This window comes from Streptosporangium sp. H13245 (genome assembly GCF_055690525.1).
The window spans coordinates 19,998-38,400 of the sequence record NZ_JBSZKT010000047.1 but is presented as its reverse complement, the minus strand read 5'-3'; the positions used below and the strand labels follow the sequence as shown (position 1 = coordinate 38,400).

Genomic DNA, 18,403 nt, shown 5'->3' with positions numbered 1-18,403 from the left:
ACCGGGACCGAGACACCGGGGCCCGGACGCCGGACCGGTGGAGACCGGACGCTCCGGCCCGGGTCAGAGGTCTATCTCGTAGCGGTAGCCGCGCCCGCGCAGCGTGGTGATCCGCTGCGGGTCCTCCCCGTACTCGCCGAGCTTGCGGCGCAGGGCGAACACGTGCACGTCCAGCGTCTTGGTCGGCCCGAACCAGTTGGCGTCCCAGACCTGCTCCATCAGCTCCTCGCGGGTGACCACCTCACCGGCCCGGCACGCCAGCACCGCCAGCAGGTCGAACTCCTTGGGCCGCAGCATGACCTCTTCTTCGGCGATGTAGGCGCGCCGGGCGCGCAGGTCCAGGCGCAGGCGGGCGACGGACACGCTGGACTCGTGCTGCGGCAGGGTCTGGCGGCGCAGATGCGCGCGCAGCCTGGCCAGCAGCTCGGTGAGCCGGAACGGCTTGGTCAGGTAGTCGTCGGCCCCGGCGTCCAGCGCCACCACGACCTCAAGCTCCTGGACGCGGGCGGTCAGCACCACGATCACCACCTGTGGCAGGGCCGTCCGCAGCCGCCGGCAGACCACCACCCCGTCGGTGTCGGGAAGGCCGAGGTCCAGCAGGATGAGGTCGGGGACGGCCTGGCGCGCCTGGTCCAGCGCCTCGGCCCCGGTGACCGCCCAGCCCACCTGGTAGCCGCTGCTGGAGAGCGCCTCGGTCAGCTCCGAGCCGATGGATGGGTCATCCTCGACGATCAGTACCCGCGTCATGTAACCGATGGTAGGGACACCGGCGGGCGCGTACGGGAGCGGCGCCACCCGTTTCACCCGGCTTTCACCCGGCGCCTGGCCGGTCCGGCCAGGCCCTGACGGCTCCCTCCACGCGGACACCGACCCTGGTGCCGGTGGCCATCGGGCCGGTCGGGGCCGCGACCCGCGCGCTGACGCGCGTGCCGTCGGGCAGTCTCAGGGTGATGAGTGCGTCGTGGCCGTGGAAGTCGTCGCCGACCACGGTCGCGACCACGGCCCGCGGCGCCGGCAACGTGGTGATCTTGACCTGTTCCGGCCGCACCAGCACGGTGAGCGGCCCGTGGCCTTCGGGAGGATCGGCCACCGTGACCGGGCCGAGCGCGGTGCGCGCCGTCGCCGGATCGCCGCCGTGCCCGGTTCCGGCCGGGGCGGCCAGCATGATCGCGTCACCGACGAAGGCGGCCACCCAGGCGTCGGCGGGCCGGTGGTAGACGCCGGTGGGGGAGTCGTCCTGGACGATGACGCCCTCGCGCATGACCGCGATCCGGTCGGCGCTCGACAATGCCTCGGCCTGGTCGTGGGTGACGAGGATGCCGGTCGCCCCGTCGGCGCGCAGCGCGGCCCGCACGTCGTGGCGCAACTCGGCGCGCAGCCCGGCGTCCAGCGCGCTGAACGGCTCGTCCAGCAGGATGAGGGAGGGGCGCGGCGCCAGGGCGCGGGCGACCGCGACCCGCTGCTGCTGGCCTCCCGACAGCTGGTGGGGCATCCGCCCGCCGTACCCGGCCAGGCCGACCAGGCTCAGCACCTCCTCGGCCCGGCCACGGCGCCGATCGGCCCGGCTCAGCCCGTAGGCCACGTTGTCGCGTACCGGCAGGTGGGGAAAGAGCGCGCCCTCCTGCGGCACGATCACGATCTGGCGCCGCTGGGGCGGCGTGTGCGCGCCGGGAGCGGCGATCACGCGCCCGTCGACGGTGATCTCGCCCGCGTCGATCCGCTCGAAGCCCGCCACGCACCGCAGCAGGGTCGTCTTGCCGCAGCCGGAGGGGCCGAGCACCGCGGTCAGGCTGCCGCCGGGCACGGTCAGGTCGACGCCGCCGAGGGCGGCGACGGGCCCGTAGTGCCGGGTGACGCCACGCAGTTCCAGCGTGCTCATCTGTGGGGCTCCTTGCTGAGAATCCCGGTACGGGCGGCCAGCAGCCAGGCGGGCACCGACGACAACGCCACGAGCAGCGCCGCGTAGGGCGCCGCACCGGCGTAGGCGGCCACCGCGGTGTTGGACCACAGTTCGGTGGCGAGGGTGTCGACGCCGGTCGGGCGCAGCAGCAGCGTCGCCGGAAGTTCCTTCATGCAGGTGAGGAAGACCAGCGCCGCACCGGCGCCGATGCCCGGCAGGGTGAGCGGCACGGTCACGGTGCCCAGCACCGCCAGCGGCCCGCGGCCCAGGGAGCGGGCGACCTCTTCGAGGACGGGCGGCGCCTGGGCGGTGGCCGCGGCGACGGCGGCGACGGCCAGCGGCAGGAAGAGGGCGCCGTAGGCGAGCGCGAGCAACCAGGTCGTCTGATACAGCGGGTAGGCGACGTTGACGCCGAAGAACACCAGGGACAGGCCGATCACCACGCCGGGCAGGGCGTGGCTGAGATAGCCGAGCCGCTCCAGCGCCCCGCTCAGGCGGCCGGGCACCCGGGCGCTCAGCACCCCCAGCGGCAGCGCGAGCAGCATGGTCAGCGCCGTCCCGGCCAGCGACAGCCACAGGGAGTTACCGGCGGCCGCCATCACCTCCGGCCAGGTTCCCGGCCGGGAGACGCCCTCGGCCATCCGCCGGGCGAGGCTGAGGGCGGTGACGCCGAGAGCCGCCGCCGCGACGGCGAGCAGGGCGGCCACGGCGAGCGGGCGCGCCCGGCCCAGGCCGATCCTGGCCGGTGGGCGGCGGGTGCCGCCCAGCCGGGCGTAGCGGGCCCCGCGCCGCCGGGTCGCCCCCTCCGCCGCCAGGATCAGCACGGTCAGCGCCACGAGCACGGCCGACAGCACCAGCGCGCCGGTCCGGTCGAACCCGAGGTCGAAGGCGAGGAAGATGGCGCGGGTGAAGGTGTCGGCCCGCAAGATCGCGACCGCGCCGAAGTCCGACAGCACGTACAACGCCACCAGGAGCCCGCCCCCGGCGACCGCGGGGCGGATCTGGCGCAGCGTCACCCGGGTGAAGGTGTGCCAGCCGCCGTGACCCAGCGAGCGCGACACCTCCTCCTGGGCCGGGTCGCTCCCGGCCAGGGCCGCGGCCACCGGCAGCAGGACGTAGGGGTAGGAGCACAGCGTCAGCACCAGCGCCGCCGCCCAGAACCCCTCGAAGCCGTCCAGCGCCGACACCCAGGCGAAGGCGGCGATGTAGGTCGGCACCGCGAGCGGCAGGACGGCCAGGACCGCGAAAAGGCGGCGGCCCGGCAGGTCGGTGCGCACGATCAGGAAGGCCGAGCCGACCCCGAGCAGCAGGCAGGCGGCGGTCACCACGGCCGCCAGGGCGAGGGTGCCCGCCGCCAGCGCCGCGACCCGCCCGGTGAACAACTCCGCGGTGATCCGGGCCCAGCCCGCCTCGGCGGTCCGTACGGCCAGGTAGGCCAGCGGGATCAGGGCGACCGCCACGGCCAGCACCGACAGGGTGAGCAGCGCGGGCCGTGACGGCCTAGGCGACCGGCCGCGAGGTCGCGGCCGACTCGCGCCGGACCGGCCGGAAGGCGCGGGTCCGGCGCGACCCGGCCGCGAGGTGAGGGGCGGTGACGTGCTCAGGGGACCAGTCCCGAATCCTTGATGAGCGCGATCGTCGCCTCCAGCTGGTCGAGGTCGTTGAGGTCGACCGCGGGGGCCTTCAGCTCGTCCAGGGCGGGCACTCCCGCGGGCGGGGCGGCGCCGGCCACGACCGGGTACTCGAAGGTCTCCTCGGCGAAGTACTTCTGGGCCTCGGCGCTGAGCAGGTAGGTGACGAAGGCCCGCACGTCGGGGTTGTCGGCGGCCTTCCTCAGCACGCCGACGCCCGCCACGTTGACCAGGGCGCCGCTGTCGCCGCCGGGGAAGAAGTGCAGCTTGGCGGTGAGGGTGTCGGGGGTGGTGCCCTTCTCCTTGGCCAGCTCGCCCAGGTAGTAGTGGTTGATCAGGCCGACGGCGAGCTTGCCGGAGTCGACCTCCTCCAGGATCGGGCCGTTGCCCTCGCGGATCTGCGGGTCGTTGGCCTTGAGCCCGGCCAGGAACTCCTTCGCCTTGTCCTGGCCGTGCTGCACCGTCACGGCGGTGACGAACGCCTGGAAGGAGGCGTTGGTCGGGGCCACCCCGATCTTGCCCTTCCAGGCCGGGTCGGTGAGGTCGAACACCGAGGCGGGCAGCTGGGCGGCGGGAACCAGGCCGGGGTTGTAGACCAGCACCCGCGAGCGGGCGGTGACGCCGACCCATTCGCCGCTCCTGGCGCGGTAGGTCGCGGGCACCTGGTCGAGCGCGGCGGCCGGGAGGGGGGCGAACATGCCCTTCTTGGCGACCGCGCCGAGCGCGCCGGCGTCCTGGGCGAAGAAGGCGTCCGCGGGCGACTTCTCGCCCTCTTCGAGAAGCTGGGTGGCCATGGCCGCGGTGGCGGCGTAGCGGGCCTCGACGGCGATGCCGGTCTGCGCGGTGAACTTCTCCAGCAGGGGCTTGACCAGCGACTCGCTGCGCCCGCTGTAGACGGTGATCTTCTTGTCGGCCGCCGGGCTCGCGGCGGTTTCGCCGGTGCCGGTGGTGTCGGTGGACGCGCCGCCGCACGCGGCCAGGCCGAGGACGAGCAGGCCGGTCGTGGCCAGGGTGAGCACGGTTCTGGGGAGGGAAAACGGCACCGCGGTGCTCCTTCGGTCATGCGAGACTGCCTCAATGACAACTACATCGCTGTAGAAGTTAGCAGAGGCTAACCTAAGAACGCACGGCGGGGCCAGGGGGCGCCGCAAAGGTCCTCAACCGGTCACCCGGCGGCGAGGTGACGGACGCGCCCGAGGTCCCCGCCCGTACGGCGCTGGGACGAAGGGCACGCGGACGCCCGGCGCCGGTACGGCGGCAGGCTGAAAAGGGACGCAGTCGCTCGGCGCCGGGATGCCCGCTGATGCGGCGGCGGGCTGAAAGGCGCGCGATCGCCCGGCGGCGGGGTTCGCGCCGGTACGGGCGCTGAGACGAAAAGGGGCCTCGGTACGGCGCCGGGGTGAAAGGGGCGGTCGCTCAGCGCTCAGGTTCGCGCCGGCACGGGCGGCCGAACTCCGTCAGGTCGACGATGGCCTCCCCGGTCCACACCACCGACCCCAGCGCCACCAGGGCGGGGACCGCGAGCAGGAACGCGCCGCGCGGGTCGGGCAGCGGTTTGAGCAGGGCGGCGATCCGGCGCGGCACGGGCCCGGGAGCCCGCCGGGCCGCGAACGGCATCGCCCCCGACGGCGTCGCGCCGTCCGGGGACAGCAGGGCCGCCACACCGATCGCCCGGGCCGTCGCCCTGCGGTCACCGGTCTGCGCGGCGGCCTGTTCGTCGGCCCAGCGCTCGATCAGGTATCCCACCAGGTGGCGAACCCGCCACAGCAGGGGGTGGGCCGCGACGGCCAACCGGCTGGCCAGCAGCCACCGGTGGTGATGGCCGCTCAGGTGGGCGTGCTCGTGCGCCACGAGCACCGCGTGGCTCTCCTCGCCGAGCGCGTCCAGCATGCCCTGGGTCACCACGATCCGGCCCGGCTTTCCCGGCCGTCCGGGAAGGGTGAAGGCGGCCGGGCGCCGCTCGGCCACCACCACGACGACGTCGCCGTCGGGCAGGGCCGCGGCCTGGTCACGGGCGGCGCACAGCGACCGCCGCTCTCGCCGGGCGCCGCCGACGAAGGTGGCGACGGCGGTCGCCAGAAAAGCCAGGGCGGCCCAGTACGGCCACTGCGGCGCGTCCCCCCGCGCGAGGGTCAGGACGGCGTGCGCCGAGACGGCCGCCACGCTCACCGAGCTCGCGGCGGCGACCACGACGGCGCAGGTGATGAAGACCACCGTCGCCGGGGCCGGCTGTTGCCGGTCGGCGAGCACCGCCATCGAGGCGACCAGGGCCGCGGGGGCGAGGAGCGTCGACAGGACGAAGTGGTCGATCATCGGGTTTCGTTCTCGTCGTCGCCCAGCAGCAGCCGCCGGACCAGTTCCTCGTCCCCGGCCGAGAGGCCGGAGATGAAGTGCGTCAGGACGGGCGCGTGGTCGGCCTCGGCGTCGAGCAGCCGTCTCATCCGCCAGGCGATCAGCCCCGAGGGGTCGGCGGGCGCGGCGTAGCGGTAGGCGCGCCCGGCCCGCTCCCGCGTCACGACGCCCTTCTCGTGCAGCCTGGTCAAGGTGGTCACCACGGCGCTGTAGGAGAGCTCGCCGCCCCCCTTGTCGCTGAGCCGGGTCCGTACCTCGCCGGGCGACAGGGGGCCGGACGCCTCGTGCAGCACGGCGAGGATCTCCGTCTCCAGGGCTCCGGGGGATCGGCGAGCGTTCATCGGATGACCATAGCGGCCCCGCCCGCCGGCCCGTCGTCAGACAGCTTTCCCAGCGGGTGACGGTGAGGCCGGGCGCCGAAAAGACGGCGGGCGCAGGAAGAGCAGGAGCGTGGGCAGCGCGTAGGCGAGCCAGGCGAGGCTTTCCAGCACGGTCGGCTGCGCGGTGATGTTGAACATGCCCGAGACGAGCGCGCCCCACCAGGAGTCGGGGGGCAGGACGGCGCTGATGTCGAAGGCGTGGGCGGACAGGCCCGGCAGCAGGTTCGCCTCCTGCAGGTCGTGCACCCCGTACTTGAAAATGCCCGCGGCGACCAGGATGAGCAGCAGGCCGGTCCAGGTGAAGAAGGTGGTGAGGTTGATCCGCAGCGCGCTGCGGTACAGGCCCCAGCCGATCACGATCGAGGTGAGCACTCCCAGGCTGATCCCGATCAGCGGGCTGGCCGTGGTGGTGGCGCCCTGGACGGAGGCGAAGAACAGCAGCGCGGTCTCCAGGCCCTCGCGCGCCACCGCCAGGAAGGCCATCACGACGACCGCGACCGGGCCCAGCCGGAGCGCCTCGGTGAGCCGGGTGCGCAGCTCGCCCGACAGGGACCGCGCGGCCCGGCGCATCCAGAAGATCATCCAGGTGACGAAGACCGTGGCCAGCAACGAGGTGACCGCGTCGAACAGCTCCTGCCCCTGATGCCCGAGGCTCGCGGCGGTGAAGGTCAAAAGCGCGCCGAACCCGACGGACAGGACGGCGGCGGCGACCACCCCCGCCCACACGAGGGGCAGGCGGTCTCGGTGGTCACTCTTGACCAGGAAGGCGACGAGCACGGAGACCACGAGCGCGCCCTCCAGCCCTTCGCGCAGACCGATGAGATAACTGGCGAACACGTCACTCCTAGACGGTGGGAAGACCTGCCTCGACGAGGCGGGGGGGAACCTTGCGAATCAGCGCCCTCGGCGCTGAGACAGCCGCACCCCGACGAACACGACGATCGCGAGCACCACCAGGCCGACGACGACGTTGGTGGCGACACCGGCGTAGGTCTCGACCAGTGACCAGTTGGCCCCCAGGAGGTACCCGGCCATGATGAAGATCGTGTTCCAGACGAGGCTGCCGAGCGTGGTGAACACCGTGAAGGTGACCAGGGGCATGCGCTCGACCCCGGCCGGGATGGAGATCAGGCTGCGAAAGAGCGGGACCATCCGGCCGAAGAACACCGTCTTGCGGCCGTGGCGGGAAAACCACGCCTCGGTCCTTTCGATGTCGGAGACCTTGACCAGCGGCAGCCTCGCCGCCAGGGCCACCGTGCGCGCCCTGCCCAGCAGCGCGCCGACGGCGTACAGCGCGAGCGCCCCCACCACCGAGCCGAGCGTGGTGCAGGTCAGCGCCGCCCACAGAGACATGGCGCCGGTGCTGGCGGTGAATCCGGCCAGGGGGAGGATCACCTCGCTGGGAAGCGGCGGGAACAGGTTCTCCAGGGCGATGGCGATGCCCGCCCCCGGCGCGCCCAGCGTCTCCATCAGCCCGGTCGCCCACCCGGCGATCCCACCGGGCCCGGCCGTCAGCACGCCGGGCACCCCCAAGGTCCCCGGCCGTCGGCCGGGCGGAGGATGGGGCGGGGAGCGCGGTGCCTTGCGTGCATACCCGTCACGGTACGAACCGGCCCGTCAGCGCCCGATGAGGGCGAGGTTAACGCCGCGTTTACCTTCCGCCGCGAAAGAGGTGACCAGCCGCCGCTCCAGCGGTCTCATCGCCAGCGCGCACCCCCCGCCGGTCGCGGCCAGGACGGCCCAGGGCAGCCAGGCCAGGCCCCAGCGCCCGGCGGCGTCCCACAGCGTGCCGGTCAGCACGCTGCCGGCCGTGACCCCGATGCCCGACACGGTGGCGTACAGCCCGTAGTGGGTGGCGATCAGCCGTCCGCCGGACATCGCGACGATCACCTCCATCTCGAACGGGTGGATCAGCATGGTGCCCAGCGCCAGGAGCGCGGCCGAGGCCAGCGCCGGTGCCATGGCGAGGCACCACAGGTGCCCGGGGACGCCGGAGAGGTCCACGCCGGTCGTCGCCGCGAGCGGGACGAAGGCCAGCCCCATGACCAGCAGGCCGCCGCTCATGGCGCGCGGCGCGGTCATCGTGCGGGCCGCCCGCGCGCCGACGCGCCCCTGCAGGGTGATGACCAGGAGCGCCGACAGCGCGAACATCACCCCCACGCCCAGCTCCCGCCGTACGCCCAACGCCTGGCCCAGGGCCAGGGGGAGCGTCAGGTAGACCTGGAAGGACAGCAGGTAGGCCCCCGACATCGCCAGCGAGAGGTGCCAGAAGGACCGGTTGCCCAGCACGGCCCGCCACCCGCCGCGCTCACGGCGCAATTCGGGGACCACGGACGGCAGGCAGGCCCCCTGCAGGGCGGTGAGCAGCACGAACACCCCGGCCGAGACCAGCGCCACCGCCCGGAAGTCCAGTCCCGCCATGGCCAGCCCCGCCAGCGGGCCGAGCAGCAGCCCCGTCTGCCCGGCCATGTTGAACCAGCCGAACACCCGCACCCGCCGGTCCGCGGCGGCGACGGCCAGCAGCGAGCGCGTCCCCGGATCGAACAGGGCCCCGGCGAACCCGGTCGCCACCGACGCCACCACCAGGGCGCAGACGCCGTCGGCGAAGCCGAGCAGCGCGAACCCGGCCGCGCGCAGCGCGCATCCGCCCACCACCGTGGCGCGCGCCCCCAGCCGGTCGGCCAGGTAGCCGCCGACCAGCGCCATCCCGCGCTGGCTCGCGTTGCGCACCCCCATCACCAGCCCGACCACCCAGGCCGCGAGATCGAGCTGGTGGGTCAGGTGGAACGCCAGGTAGGGCATCAGCATGTTGAAGCCGAGCTTGATCGTGAACTGATTGAGCAGCAGCAGCCGCACCAGATTCTCGTTACTCATAGTGAGTTCGACGATACGAAAAGTAAGGTTAGCGTGGCGTTTACCTTCGACTTGCGATCCTGGCCCGGTGCCTTCGACCCCGCCGCGACCTGCTCCGTTGCGACGGCGCGTGCTCGCCGCGATCACGGCCGTGGCGACGTTCACCGTCGTGCTGTTCGCGGTGCCGCTCGCCGTCGCGGTCAGCCACCTCTACCGCGGCGAGACCATGGCCGCGCTCGGCCGGGACGCCACCTGGATCGCCGCCGCCATCCCCGACGACGACGTCGAGAAGGGCGCGCGGGCGATCACCTTACCGGCCGGGGTGCCCGCAGGGCTGACGGTCGGCGTCTACTCCACCTCCGGCCACCTCCTGCACGGCGGCGGCCCCGCCGTCTCCGCCCTGGTCGCCGACGCCGCCTACGGACACCCCCACGAGGGCGCCGAGGCCGGCTTCCTCGTCGCCTCCGCGCCGATCCCCACCGACGAGACCCAGCTCGGCGTCGTCCGGGTCGCCACACCGTACGAGGGCGTCGAGGAGCGGATCCACCTGGCGTGGCTGCTGATGGCCGGCCTGGCCGCCCTGGCCCTCGCGCTGGCCGCCGCCTACGGACTGCGCCAGTCGGCGCGCCTGGCCGCGCCGCTGGAGCACCTGACCAAAGCCGCCCAGGCGCTCGGCGAGGGGGACTTCTCCATCAGGCCGCCCCGCTCGGACATCAGCGAGGCCGACGCCGCCGGGCAGGCGCTGGCGGCCACCGCGCGCCGCCTGGGCGACGTCCTGGACCGCGAGCGCTCCTTCAGCGCCGACGTCTCCCACCAGCTGCGCACCCAGCTCACCGGCCTGCTTCTCGGCCTGGAGTCGGCCCTCACCCGGCCCGGCGCCGACCTGAGGCGCACCGTCGCCGTCGCCGTCCAGCGCGGCCAGCGCCTGCACACCATCATCGACGACCTCGTCCGGCTGACCCGCGACACCCGCACCGCCTCCGAACCCCTCGACGTGGCCGCCCTGCTGAAGGAGGTGCGCTCGGACTGGCACGGCAGGCTCGCGGCCCAGGGCCGCCGGTTGACCATCACCGTACCGGCGGAGCTGCCCTCGGTGGTCGCCTCACTGCCCGCGGTACGGCAGATCCTGCGGGTGCTCATCGACAACGCGCTCGTGCACGGGGCGGGGGAGGTCCGCGTCGACGTCACCGAGGTCGGGGACGCCCTCGCCATCGAGGTCTGCGACCAGGGGGAAGGCGTTTTGGAGGAGGCCGACCCGTTCGCGCGCCGCTCCGCCGCCGACGACGGGCACGGCATCGGCCTGGCGCTGGCCCGCTCCCTGGCCGAGGCCGAGGCGGGACGGCTCCTGCTGCGCCGCGCCTCACCGCCGATCTTCAGCCTGCTGCTGTCACCGTCGGCGGAAACCTGACCTGGCCTGATCCCCGGCGGGCTCAGGCCAGCGGGAGGCGCAGCTCGATCAGGCCGCCCTGGGGGGAGACCCGGGGGGTCAGGGTGCCGCCGCCGGCCTCGGCCAGCCTGCGGGCCAGCGCGAGCCCCAGCCCGGCGCCCTGGCCGGGCGCGGTCGCCCGCCCCTGGGCGCCGGGGGCCAGGACGGCCTCCAGCTCACCGGCATCGAAACCGGGGCCGTCGTCGCCGACGGCGACCACCACCTCCTCGCCGCATCGGCGCACCCGCAGCAGCACCGCCGACCGGCCGTAGCGCAGCGCGTTGTCCAGCAGCGGCTGGAGCATCCGCCCGACGACCTCGCGATCGCAGCCGACGACCAGGGCGGCGGCGGGCCCGGTGTCGAGCTGGATCTCCCGGCCCCGGGCCCGGCAGGCGCGCAGCGCGTCCGCCGCGATCTCGGCGACCGTGGCCGTCCCAGCGCCGGGGTCGATGCTGCGCTGGGCCAGGCCGATCAGGGTGTCGAGGGCGGCGGCCATCCGGTCGGTCCCGTCGAGGACCTCTCGCAGCACCTCCTGGAGTTCGGCGGCCGGGCGGTCTTTGCGCAGGGCCACCTCCGTGTTCAGGCGCAGCTGGGCGAGCGGAGTGCGCAACTCGTGGGCGATCTCGGCGGTGAGGCGCTGTTCGTGGCGCAGCGCGGCGGCGAGCCGGCCGAGCAGGCCGTCCAGCGTCGCGGCCAGGCCGGTCAGCTCGTCGCGGGCGGGGCCGAGGCCGAATCGGCGGTCGAGGTCGCGTTCGGACCAGCGGGCCGCCTGGGCGGTCATCCGGGCGACGGGCCGCAGGGCCTGGATCACCGAGCGCCGCACGAGCAGGGCGCTGAGCCCGAGGACCAGCACGTCGAAGACGAGCGCGCCGATCAGCGCGGTCTGCTCGGCGTTCTCGTAGGGGAGCAGGGACAGGGCGACCACCACGACCGCGTCAGGCGCCGGAGGCTCGTGCAGCGGGATCGCCAGCATCCTCAGGTCATGGCCGAAGTCACGGAAGGTGGGACGCGAGACCGTGCCCAGCTCGCGGGCGGGCGCGTCCAGGGGGCCGGGGACGAGCGGTGCGCTGACCGGGGCTCCGGCGGCGTCGAACACCCACACCCCGCGGTCGAGAACCTCGTCGTAGGGCGTCTCGCTGACTTTCAGCCGCCCCCGCAGGGTCGTCACGGTGGCCGCCGCCGCTGCGGCCCGGGCCCGCAGGACACCGTCGGCGCCGCTTTCCAGCTGCCAGGAGAGCAGCAGGTAGAAACCCATGGTCAAGACGGCGAGGGCGGCGGCGAGGGCCGCGCTCGCGGTGACGACGAGCCGGCGGCGGATCACCCGGCCGCGTATCCGACGCCGCGGACCGTCGTGATCGCCGACGCCTGGCCGATGCCGTCGAGCTTGCGGCGAAGCCGTACGACATAGGCGTCCAGGGTGTTGTCGTGGACGATCGCCCCCGGCGGCCAGGCCGCCGCGATCAGCGCATGGCGGCGGACGACCTCCCCGCGGCGCGCCAGCAGGGCCGCGAGCAGCCGGAACTCCGTCGGGGTGAGAGCGGCCCCCCGCTCCTGGTAGCGCACCTCGTGCGCCGCGGGGTCCAGGCGCAGGCCGGAGGGCGGCTGAGCGGCCTGGCCCGCGCGCCGCAGCAGGGCCCGCAGCCGCGCCACCAGCTCCTCGAAGTGGAACGGCTTGGGCAGGTAGTCGTCGGCGCCCGCCTGAAAGCCCGACAGCCGGTCGGTGATGCCGGCGCGCGCCGTGAGCAGCAGGACCGGCGCGTGCACGCCGCGGGCGCGCAGGGCCAGGCACAGGTCACGGCCGTCGACGTCGGGAAGGCCGATGTCGATGACGAACACGTCGGGGGAGGGCTCCTTCAGAGCCCGCAACAGGTCGGCCCCGCAGGCCACCGACAGGCGGACCTCGAACTCCTCCTCGCGCAGGCCGCGGCTCAGACCGGCCCGCAGGGCCAGATCGTCCTCGACGATGGCGACACTCGGCGCCAAACGACCATCCCCCTTCCCGGTGACCGGCGGGTCCCGTCCACTCCCCAGGGTATGCGGCGGCCGTCCGACCTGCCCTTATGGAGGAAACGCAGTCAGGTTGTGTTCAGGTGAACCGTGTCAGCCTGGCGCGATGACACCTCATGCGAAGCCGCTGAACAAGGTCCCGGAAGTGACGCTCTCCTTCTGGATCATCAAAGTCCTGTGCACCACGGTGGGCGAGACGGCGGCCGACTTCCTGAACGCCGACCTGGGCCTGGGCCTGACCACCACCACCTACATCATGGGCGCCCTGCTGGTCATCGCACTGGCCCTGCAGTTCGGGGCCAGGAGGTACATCCCGGGGGTCTACTGGCTCGCGGTGATCCTGATCAGCGTCGTCGGCACGCTGATCACCGACAATCTCGTCGACAACCTCGGCGTCCCCCTGCAGACGGCCACCGTCGTCTTCGGCGTCGCACTGGCCGTGACCTTCGCCGCCTGGTACGCCAGCGAAAGAACGTTGTCCATCCACACCATCTTCACCCTCCGGCGCGAGGCCTTCTACTGGTCGGCGATCCTGTTCACCTTCGCCCTGGGCACCGCGGCGGGCGACCTGGCCGCGGAAGGGCTGAGCCTGGGGTACGGGGTGTCGGCGCTCGCGTTCGGCGCGCTGATCGCGCTCGTCGCCCTCGCCCGTTTCGGCGCCGGGCTGAACGCGGTCCTCAGCTTCTGGATCGCCTACGTGCTGACCCGGCCGCTGGGCGCCTCGGCCGGTGACTACCTGTCCCAGGCCCGCGTCGACGGCGGCCTCGGCCTGGGGGCCGTCGTGACCAGCGCGCTCTTCCTGCTCACGATCGCAGGCTTCGTGCTCTACCTGACCGCCACCGCGAAAACCGGCACCGCCGAGGCCGCCGCGGAGGGCGGCGGGACGTGAACCCGGCCCGCGCGGCCTCCCGTGGCCTCACCCGCCGGATCGCCGGGCTCCTGGGGTGGGCGGCGGTCCTGGCGGTCACCGTGGCGGCCGGTGAGCTGGGCGAACCGGCCCTGCCCTCCCCGCACCTCCTGATACCGCTGCTGCTGGGGCTGGCGGCCGCGCTGAGCGGCCTGGCGCGTGAACGCGTCCCCGCCGCGCTCGGCCGCGCCGCGCAGGTGCTGCTCGGGGTGCTGATGGGCACCTACCTGGACCCGCCGGCACTGGGCCAGGTGGCCGGCTCGATCGCGCCCCTGGCCGCGGTGACCGTGGTGACGCTCCTGCTCTGCCAGGTGGCCGCGGCCGCCATGGTCCGCTTCGGCGGGGTGGACCGGGCCACCGCCACCCTCGGCATGATCGCCGGAGGGTCGGCCACCGCGGTCGCCTGCGCCGAGGACCTCGGCGCCGACGGCCGCCTGGTGGCGTTCATGCAGTATCTGCGGCTGGGTCTCATCGTGGCGAGCACGCCGCTGCTGCTGACCTGGATCTCCGCCCGGCCGCAGCAAGGCGGCGGGGCGCCGGGTGGTGACGGCGGCCCCTGGCACCTGGTCGGCGGCCACGACCAGGCGGGGGGCCTGCTCGCGCTCGCGCTCATCGCGCCGCTCGGGGTGCTGCTGGGCTCTCTCCTGAGACTGCCCAGCCCGGCCACGATGGGCCCCATGCTGGTGTCGGCCGCCCTCACCGTGAGCGGTCTCGCGCCCGGGTTCGCCCCCAGCGGGCTGCTGCGGACCCTGCTGTTCACCATGGTCGGGCTCGATGTGGGCCTGCGCTTCTCCCGGCGGACCGTACGGCACCTGCGCCGGGTCCTGCCCGCCGCGCTGGCCTGCACGCTGGCCGTCGGCGCCGCGTGCGCGGCCCTGGCCTGGGCGGTCTCCGCCCTCACCCGCACCCCGTTCGGCGACACCTATCTCGCCACCACGCCGGGCGGGATCAACGCGGTCCTGGCGACGGCCTCCTGCGCGCATGCGAACCTGCCGCTGATCTCCAGCGTGCAGGGCCTGCGGCTCTTCGTGATGGCCTTCCTGGCGCCGCCGCTGATCCGCCTGAGCGTCCGCAGGTCCCGGACCGGCCCCCCGCGGCACCGCTGACCCGGCCGGCCGAAGGGGCCGGGGTCCGGTTCAGGTCCTCAGCGCCGCGGCGATCAGCGGCACGCTTTTCTCCAGGACGTAGGGGATGCTCAGCGCGGAGGGGAAACCCATGGCGATCGCCGTCGGCAGGTCCAGGGCGATGTAGGAGCCCCGGCGCACGGCGGGCAGGCGTTTGAACAGCTCGTCGGCCTCAAGCCTGGCGCGGGCCTGCGGGCTGTTGAAGGTGAGGATCACGACGTCGGCGTCGATGGCCTCGATCAGCTCCGGGCTGACGATCGCGCGCCCGGGGAAGGCGCCCTTCGGCAGTGCGGCCACCTTCGGCGAGAGCGTCAGGCCGAGCTGGGACATGAACAGCGCCGAGGCGTCGGCCGGGCTGTTGACGGTGTTGATCACGCCTTCCGCGGTGACCGGGCCGATGGTGAAGGTACGGCCGGCGAAGCCGGGGTTGGCGGTCTTGGCGGCGAGGATGGCGTTCTCCACCTCGGCGACCAGGGCGTCGGCCTGGCTCTTGCGGCCGAGCACGGCACCGACCCTCGCCGTGGTGACCTGCCAGGTGTCGCGGTTGTAGCCCGAGACGGTGGAAAGGGTGGGGGCGATCCGGCTCAGGGAGGCGTAGTCCTCGGTGGACGCGGCGTGCGCGGCGGACGGCTCCCGCAACCAGGAACGCGCGGCGACCGCGCCGCCTCCGGCGACCGCGACCCCGGCCGCACCGAGACCGAACATCGTCCTGCGGCTGATCCGTTCGCTCATGACCCCTACTTCGCCACGATCGGCGCGATCTCGCTGATCGGCTCGGCCAGCGCGTTGATCACGTCGGACAGCCTCTTCAGCTCCGCCTTGGACAGCTCGTTGTGCAGTCTCCAGCCGTCGCCCTTCTGGTGGGTGCCCAGCTCCGCCTCGGCGGCGGCGAACCGCTCGTCCAGCGTCTTCACCAGACCGGCGGCGCGCTCCTCCAGGACCGGGCGCAGCGACTGGACCGCGGCCTTGGAACCCTGGAGATTGGCGGCGAAGTCCCACAGGTCGGTGTGCGACCAGATGTCCTCCTCCCCGGTGATCTTGCCGGTGGCGACCTCGTCGAGCAGTTCCTTGGCACCGTTGGCCAGGTTGAGCGGGGTCAGCTCGGCCGCGTTGGCCTTGTCCACGATGGTCTTGACGTCGGCGATCAGCTTGTCGGCGACGGGGCCGTCCTTACCGATGTCCTTGGTGATCCAGAGATCTTTTTCGATCTTGTGGAAGCCGGTCCACTCCTCCCCCTCGGCCAGGTCGGCCTCGCGGGCGTCGATGGCCGGGTCGAGGTCACCGAAGATCTCCGCGACCGGCTCGATCCGCTCCCAATAGGTACGCGAGATCGGGAAGAGCTCCTTGGCCTTGTCGATGTCCCCGGCCTTGACCGCGTCGACGAACTCCTGCGTCTTGACCAGCAGCGTTTCGCCCTGGCTCTTGATGTAGCGCTTGTAGCCCGCGGTCGCCTCGGCGAGTTTGGCGTCGGCGGTGAGCGGCTTGTGCTCGCCGGTGACCTTCAGCGGGCCACGGATGCCCTTGCCGACCATGCCGGGCTTGCAGGCCGTCTCGTAGGCCCCGGCGGGCAACTCGGCGATGAGCTCGCGGGTCAGGCCCGGCGCGATGTTCTCCACCTCGGCCATGACCCGGTCACCGGCGGCGTAGACGTAGAACTCCGTCACCTTGCTGCCGCCGTTGCTGACGGCGAACGTGCTGGTCCCGGCCGCGACCTCGGAGACGGCCACCTCGCACCGGGTGTCGCTGGCCGCGACCGCGACCTTCCCCGGCTGCCGCGCCCCGGCGGAACCGGCCGGGTCAGGGCTTTCGGCCGAGCAGGCGGCCAGGCCGGCCAGTGCGAGGACACCGACGGTGAGACGGGCGATGACGGACATGATGCTCCTGTTCAGGCTACGGGCGCGGCGGTGCGCCGCTTGAGGGCGGGGGAGTCGGGGTTCACGGCCGCGTACCGTCTCGGGAAAGGACGGGGGAGCGGGCGGCCAGGCAGGTGGCGAAGCGGCGCATGCGGGGGAGCGTACTTTTACACGCGCTAAAACTTAGCATAGGCTAACCTCGCTCTCGGGGTCCGGTGGTGTCCCCATCCCGGCCCTCGACCCCGCGAGGAATCACGCCCGGCCGGACACCACTGCTCTGCGACGAGATCACCTCAGCCCTCGGCACCGGAACCGAGATCATGAACCTGCTCGCCCGGCTTCACGCAGAACGCGGAACACGGAACGGCCCTGCTGAAGAACCTCCCGCACACCTACACCGACGAGACCCACCTGCTCCAGCCCCGAACCGCCACCGGCCCAGCCTCAGCCACGCGCCCCGTACGCGAAAACGAGCAGCTCGACCAGGTCGTACAGGGCCTCCCCGGTCCACACGAGCGAACTCACCGCCAAGACGGCCGGAATCGCGGCCGGCCACACACGGCGCCGACGCCCCTGACGGCCGAGAAGCGCGGCGACCCTGCGCGGTATCGCACCGGGGTGGCCGGGCCTGGCGAAGGACACGAAAACACCGGGCTTGAGCACCGGCCGCCCACCGGCGGCCAGAGCCGCCGTGCCGATGGCCCTGGCAAGGACCTCACGATCTCCCAGCACCGAGGCCGCGTGCTCGTCGGCGGCACGCTCGACAAGGTAGCCGACGCGGGCGGAGACCCACCGAAGCGCGGGATGGACCGCACCGGCCAGATCACTCAGCAACACCAGCCTGAAATGCCCCTGCTCCAGATGCGCCCGCTCATGAGCCAGCAGCGCCTCATACTGCCCGTCGGTGAGGATCGCCCTCATCCCGGTCGTGACGACGACGCGTCCGGGCCTGCCCGGCACGGCGAACGCCTCGATCTCCTCACTGCGCACCACGACGACCTGGCCGTGAGCCGCGACCTCGGTGAGCCGCCGCACCCGCGAACGCCCGCCGCGATGACGCCTCACCACCCCCCAGACGGCCACCGTGGCCGACACCAGCAAAAACACACACAACCACGGAACCCACCGCACGTGACCGGTGTCGTCGGCCACGACCTGATGCGACCACCCGAAAAGACCGGCGACCAGCGGAACCTCCGCCGCCGCCTTCACGGTGAACACCACCAGGTTGAGCAGACTGGCCAGCGCCGCCCCGGCGGCCGAGAAGGCGAGGACCTCCGCGGCGGGCGACGGCGGCAGCCGCTCGGCCAGAAACGCCGTGAGAGCGACCACCACCACCGGCACCACCACGACGGACCAGACGAAATGATCAAACACTCCCGCGCTCCGCCGCTCGAACCGCCCCGGGCAACGACCCGCCTCGGCGGCCGGTGCCGTGAAGACGAATAGAATCCAGCGAGTGACAGACCGTCGGCCCCCGGCCCCCGAGCCTCCCGAGCCCGTCGCGCCCGTCGAGCCCGCCGCGCCCAGAAGACGGGCCGGACAGCTCGAAGCACAGGTCATCACCATCCTGTCCGCCTCCACCGGGCCACTCACGACCGGCGAGGTGCTCGAACGCATCGGCGCCCCGGCGGGCCTCACCTACAGCACAGTGATCACCACCCTGAACAGGCTGGCCAAGAAGGGCGCCGCGACACGCGAACGCGACGGCAAGGCCTTCCGCTACACCGCGATCGCGGACGCGGCGGGCCTGGTCGCCGCGCACATGAACCGCCTCCTCGCGGAAGAGGCCGACCGGGCCTCGGTACTGCGGCGGTTCGTGAGCAGCCTTGAGCCCGGCGACGAGGAGATCCTCCGAAACCTGCTCGACGGCCCCGGCTCCTGAAGGCCGCACCCGCCCCGCGCGACGAGGCACCAGAAAACCTCCCAGCTCAACGACAAATCAGGTAAAGCTAACCTAATATCGCGGC

Annotated in this window: 18 protein-coding genes; 4 read left to right on the top strand and 14 right to left on the bottom strand. The window is 73.1% G+C overall.

Translation table 11 applies throughout. The features are described 5' to 3' along the window. Positions 1 to 63 precede the first annotated feature (63 nt). From ACW9TB_RS36045 to ACW9TB_RS36005, 9 genes are all read right to left on the bottom strand, one after another. The gene (locus ACW9TB_RS36045; protein ID WP_472752598.1) at positions 64 to 747 is read right to left on the bottom strand and encodes a response regulator transcription factor; all 684 of its coding nucleotides are present in this window, start codon (positions 745 to 747) and stop codon (positions 64 to 66) included. 64 nt (positions 748 to 811) lie between these two features. Next, positions 812 to 1,879, bottom strand: coding sequence for an ABC transporter ATP-binding protein (locus tag ACW9TB_RS36040; protein ID WP_472752597.1), 1,068 nt, complete (start codon positions 1,877 to 1,879; stop codon positions 812 to 814). Beyond that, positions 1,876 to 3,369 (bottom strand): ABC transporter permease, encoded by a 1,494-nt coding sequence (locus ACW9TB_RS36035; protein ID WP_472752596.1) that lies wholly within the window; start codon positions 3,367 to 3,369, stop codon positions 1,876 to 1,878. Before ACW9TB_RS36035 ends, ACW9TB_RS36040 begins: the two co-directional genes overlap by 4 nt. A 131-nt stretch (positions 3,370 to 3,500) precedes the next feature. Further along, complete coding sequence (locus ACW9TB_RS36030; RefSeq protein WP_472752595.1) at positions 3,501 to 4,574, bottom strand: iron ABC transporter substrate-binding protein; 1,074 nt, start codon at positions 4,572 to 4,574, stop codon at positions 3,501 to 3,503. Positions 4,575 to 4,947: 373 nt separating this feature from the next. After that, complete coding sequence (locus ACW9TB_RS36025; protein WP_472752594.1) at positions 4,948 to 5,844, bottom strand: M56 family metallopeptidase; 897 nt, start codon at positions 5,842 to 5,844, stop codon at positions 4,948 to 4,950. Beyond that, the gene (locus ACW9TB_RS36020; protein ID WP_472752593.1) at positions 5,841 to 6,224 is read right to left on the bottom strand and encodes a BlaI/MecI/CopY family transcriptional regulator; all 384 of its coding nucleotides are present in this window, start codon (positions 6,222 to 6,224) and stop codon (positions 5,841 to 5,843) included. Before ACW9TB_RS36020 ends, ACW9TB_RS36025 begins: the two co-directional genes overlap by 4 nt. A gap of 36 nt (positions 6,225 to 6,260) precedes the next feature. Further along, positions 6,261 to 7,100 carry an iron uptake transporter permease EfeU gene (efeU, locus tag ACW9TB_RS36015; RefSeq protein ID WP_472752592.1) on the bottom strand — a complete coding sequence of 280 codons (840 nt, stop codon included), beginning with the start codon at positions 7,098 to 7,100 and terminating at the stop codon, positions 6,261 to 6,263. Positions 7,101 to 7,157: 57 nt separating this feature from the next. After that, positions 7,158 to 7,733, bottom strand: a complete 576-nt coding sequence (locus ACW9TB_RS36010; protein WP_472752617.1) for a DedA family protein — start codon at positions 7,731 to 7,733, stop codon at positions 7,158 to 7,160. A 147-nt stretch (positions 7,734 to 7,880) separates the two neighbouring features. Next, positions 7,881 to 9,137 carry an MFS transporter gene (locus tag ACW9TB_RS36005; protein ID WP_472752591.1) on the bottom strand — a complete coding sequence of 419 codons (1,257 nt, stop codon included), beginning with the start codon at positions 9,135 to 9,137 and terminating at the stop codon, positions 7,881 to 7,883. Between the two features lie 67 nt (positions 9,138 to 9,204). On the opposite strand from ACW9TB_RS36005, the gene ACW9TB_RS36000 reads away from it, so the two are divergent. Then, positions 9,205 to 10,524 (top strand): sensor histidine kinase, encoded by a 1,320-nt coding sequence (locus ACW9TB_RS36000; protein ID WP_472752590.1) that lies wholly within the window; start codon positions 9,205 to 9,207, stop codon positions 10,522 to 10,524. A 22-nt stretch (positions 10,525 to 10,546) separates the two neighbouring features. On the opposite strand, the gene ACW9TB_RS35995 is transcribed toward ACW9TB_RS36000, so the two are convergent. After that, entirely contained in the window at positions 10,547 to 11,863 is a 1,317-nt protein-coding gene (locus tag ACW9TB_RS35995; protein ID WP_472752589.1) for a sensor histidine kinase, read from the bottom strand. Next, positions 11,860 to 12,525 carry a response regulator transcription factor gene (locus ACW9TB_RS35990; RefSeq protein ID WP_472752588.1) on the bottom strand — a complete coding sequence of 222 codons (666 nt, stop codon included), beginning with the start codon at positions 12,523 to 12,525 and terminating at the stop codon, positions 11,860 to 11,862. Before ACW9TB_RS35990 ends, ACW9TB_RS35995 begins: the two co-directional genes overlap by 4 nt. Positions 12,526 to 12,655: 130 nt before the next feature. Here ACW9TB_RS35990 and ACW9TB_RS35985 point away from each other — a divergent pair, with 130 nt between their 5' ends. Continuing rightward, the gene (locus ACW9TB_RS35985; RefSeq protein WP_472752587.1) at positions 12,656 to 13,438 is read left to right on the top strand and encodes a COG4705 family protein; all 783 of its coding nucleotides are present in this window, start codon (positions 12,656 to 12,658) and stop codon (positions 13,436 to 13,438) included. Continuing rightward, positions 13,435 to 14,562 (top strand): AbrB family transcriptional regulator, encoded by a 1,128-nt coding sequence (locus ACW9TB_RS35980; RefSeq protein WP_472752586.1) that lies wholly within the window; start codon positions 13,435 to 13,437, stop codon positions 14,560 to 14,562. The genes ACW9TB_RS35985 and ACW9TB_RS35980 overlap by 4 nt, the downstream gene beginning before the upstream one ends. A 30-nt stretch (positions 14,563 to 14,592) precedes the next feature. Here the strand turns inward: ACW9TB_RS35980 and ACW9TB_RS35975 are convergent, their stop codons facing one another. From ACW9TB_RS35975 to ACW9TB_RS35965, 3 genes are all read right to left on the bottom strand, one after another. Beyond that, the gene (locus ACW9TB_RS35975; protein WP_472752585.1) at positions 14,593 to 15,312 is read right to left on the bottom strand and encodes an ABC transporter substrate-binding protein; all 720 of its coding nucleotides are present in this window, start codon (positions 15,310 to 15,312) and stop codon (positions 14,593 to 14,595) included. A gap of 5 nt (positions 15,313 to 15,317) precedes the next feature. Further along, on the bottom strand, positions 15,318 to 16,454 hold the full coding sequence (gene efeO / locus ACW9TB_RS35970; RefSeq protein WP_472752584.1) for an iron uptake system protein EfeO: 1,137 nt from the start codon (positions 16,452 to 16,454) through the stop codon (positions 15,318 to 15,320). Between the two features lie 423 nt (positions 16,455 to 16,877). Beyond that, on the bottom strand, positions 16,878 to 17,810 hold the full coding sequence (locus ACW9TB_RS35965; RefSeq protein WP_472752583.1) for a M56 family metallopeptidase: 933 nt from the start codon (positions 17,808 to 17,810) through the stop codon (positions 16,878 to 16,880). 82 nt (positions 17,811 to 17,892) lie between these two features. Here ACW9TB_RS35965 and ACW9TB_RS35960 point away from each other — a divergent pair, with 82 nt between their 5' ends. After that, positions 17,893 to 18,318 carry a BlaI/MecI/CopY family transcriptional regulator gene (locus tag ACW9TB_RS35960; protein WP_472752582.1) on the top strand — a complete coding sequence of 142 codons (426 nt, stop codon included), beginning with the start codon at positions 17,893 to 17,895 and terminating at the stop codon, positions 18,316 to 18,318. Positions 18,319 to 18,403: the final 85 nt, after the last annotated feature.

Coding starts and splice junctions, on each gene's coding strand:
- ACW9TB_RS36010 (WP_472752617.1), bottom strand. CDS start 7,733: ATGGAGACGCTGGGCGCGCCGGGGGCGGGCATCGCCATCGCCCTGGAG.
- ACW9TB_RS36020 (WP_472752593.1), bottom strand. CDS start 6,224: ATGAACGCTCGCCGATCCCCCGGAGCCCTGGAGACGGAGATCCTCGCC.
- ACW9TB_RS36040 (WP_472752597.1), bottom strand. CDS start 1,879: ATGAGCACGCTGGAACTGCGTGGCGTCACCCGGCACTACGGGCCCGTC.
- ACW9TB_RS36045 (WP_472752598.1), bottom strand. CDS start 747: ATGACGCGGGTACTGATCGTCGAGGATGACCCATCCATCGGCTCGGAG.
- efeO (WP_472752584.1), bottom strand. CDS start 16,454: ATGTCCGTCATCGCCCGTCTCACCGTCGGTGTCCTCGCACTGGCCGGC.
- ACW9TB_RS36005 (WP_472752591.1), bottom strand. CDS start 9,137: ATGAGTAACGAGAATCTGGTGCGGCTGCTGCTGCTCAATCAGTTCACG.
- ACW9TB_RS35975 (WP_472752585.1), bottom strand. CDS start 15,312: ATGAGCGAACGGATCAGCCGCAGGACGATGTTCGGTCTCGGTGCGGCC.
- ACW9TB_RS36025 (WP_472752594.1), bottom strand. CDS start 5,844: ATGATCGACCACTTCGTCCTGTCGACGCTCCTCGCCCCCGCGGCCCTG.
- ACW9TB_RS35985 (WP_472752587.1), top strand. CDS start 12,656: ATGACACCTCATGCGAAGCCGCTGAACAAGGTCCCGGAAGTGACGCTC.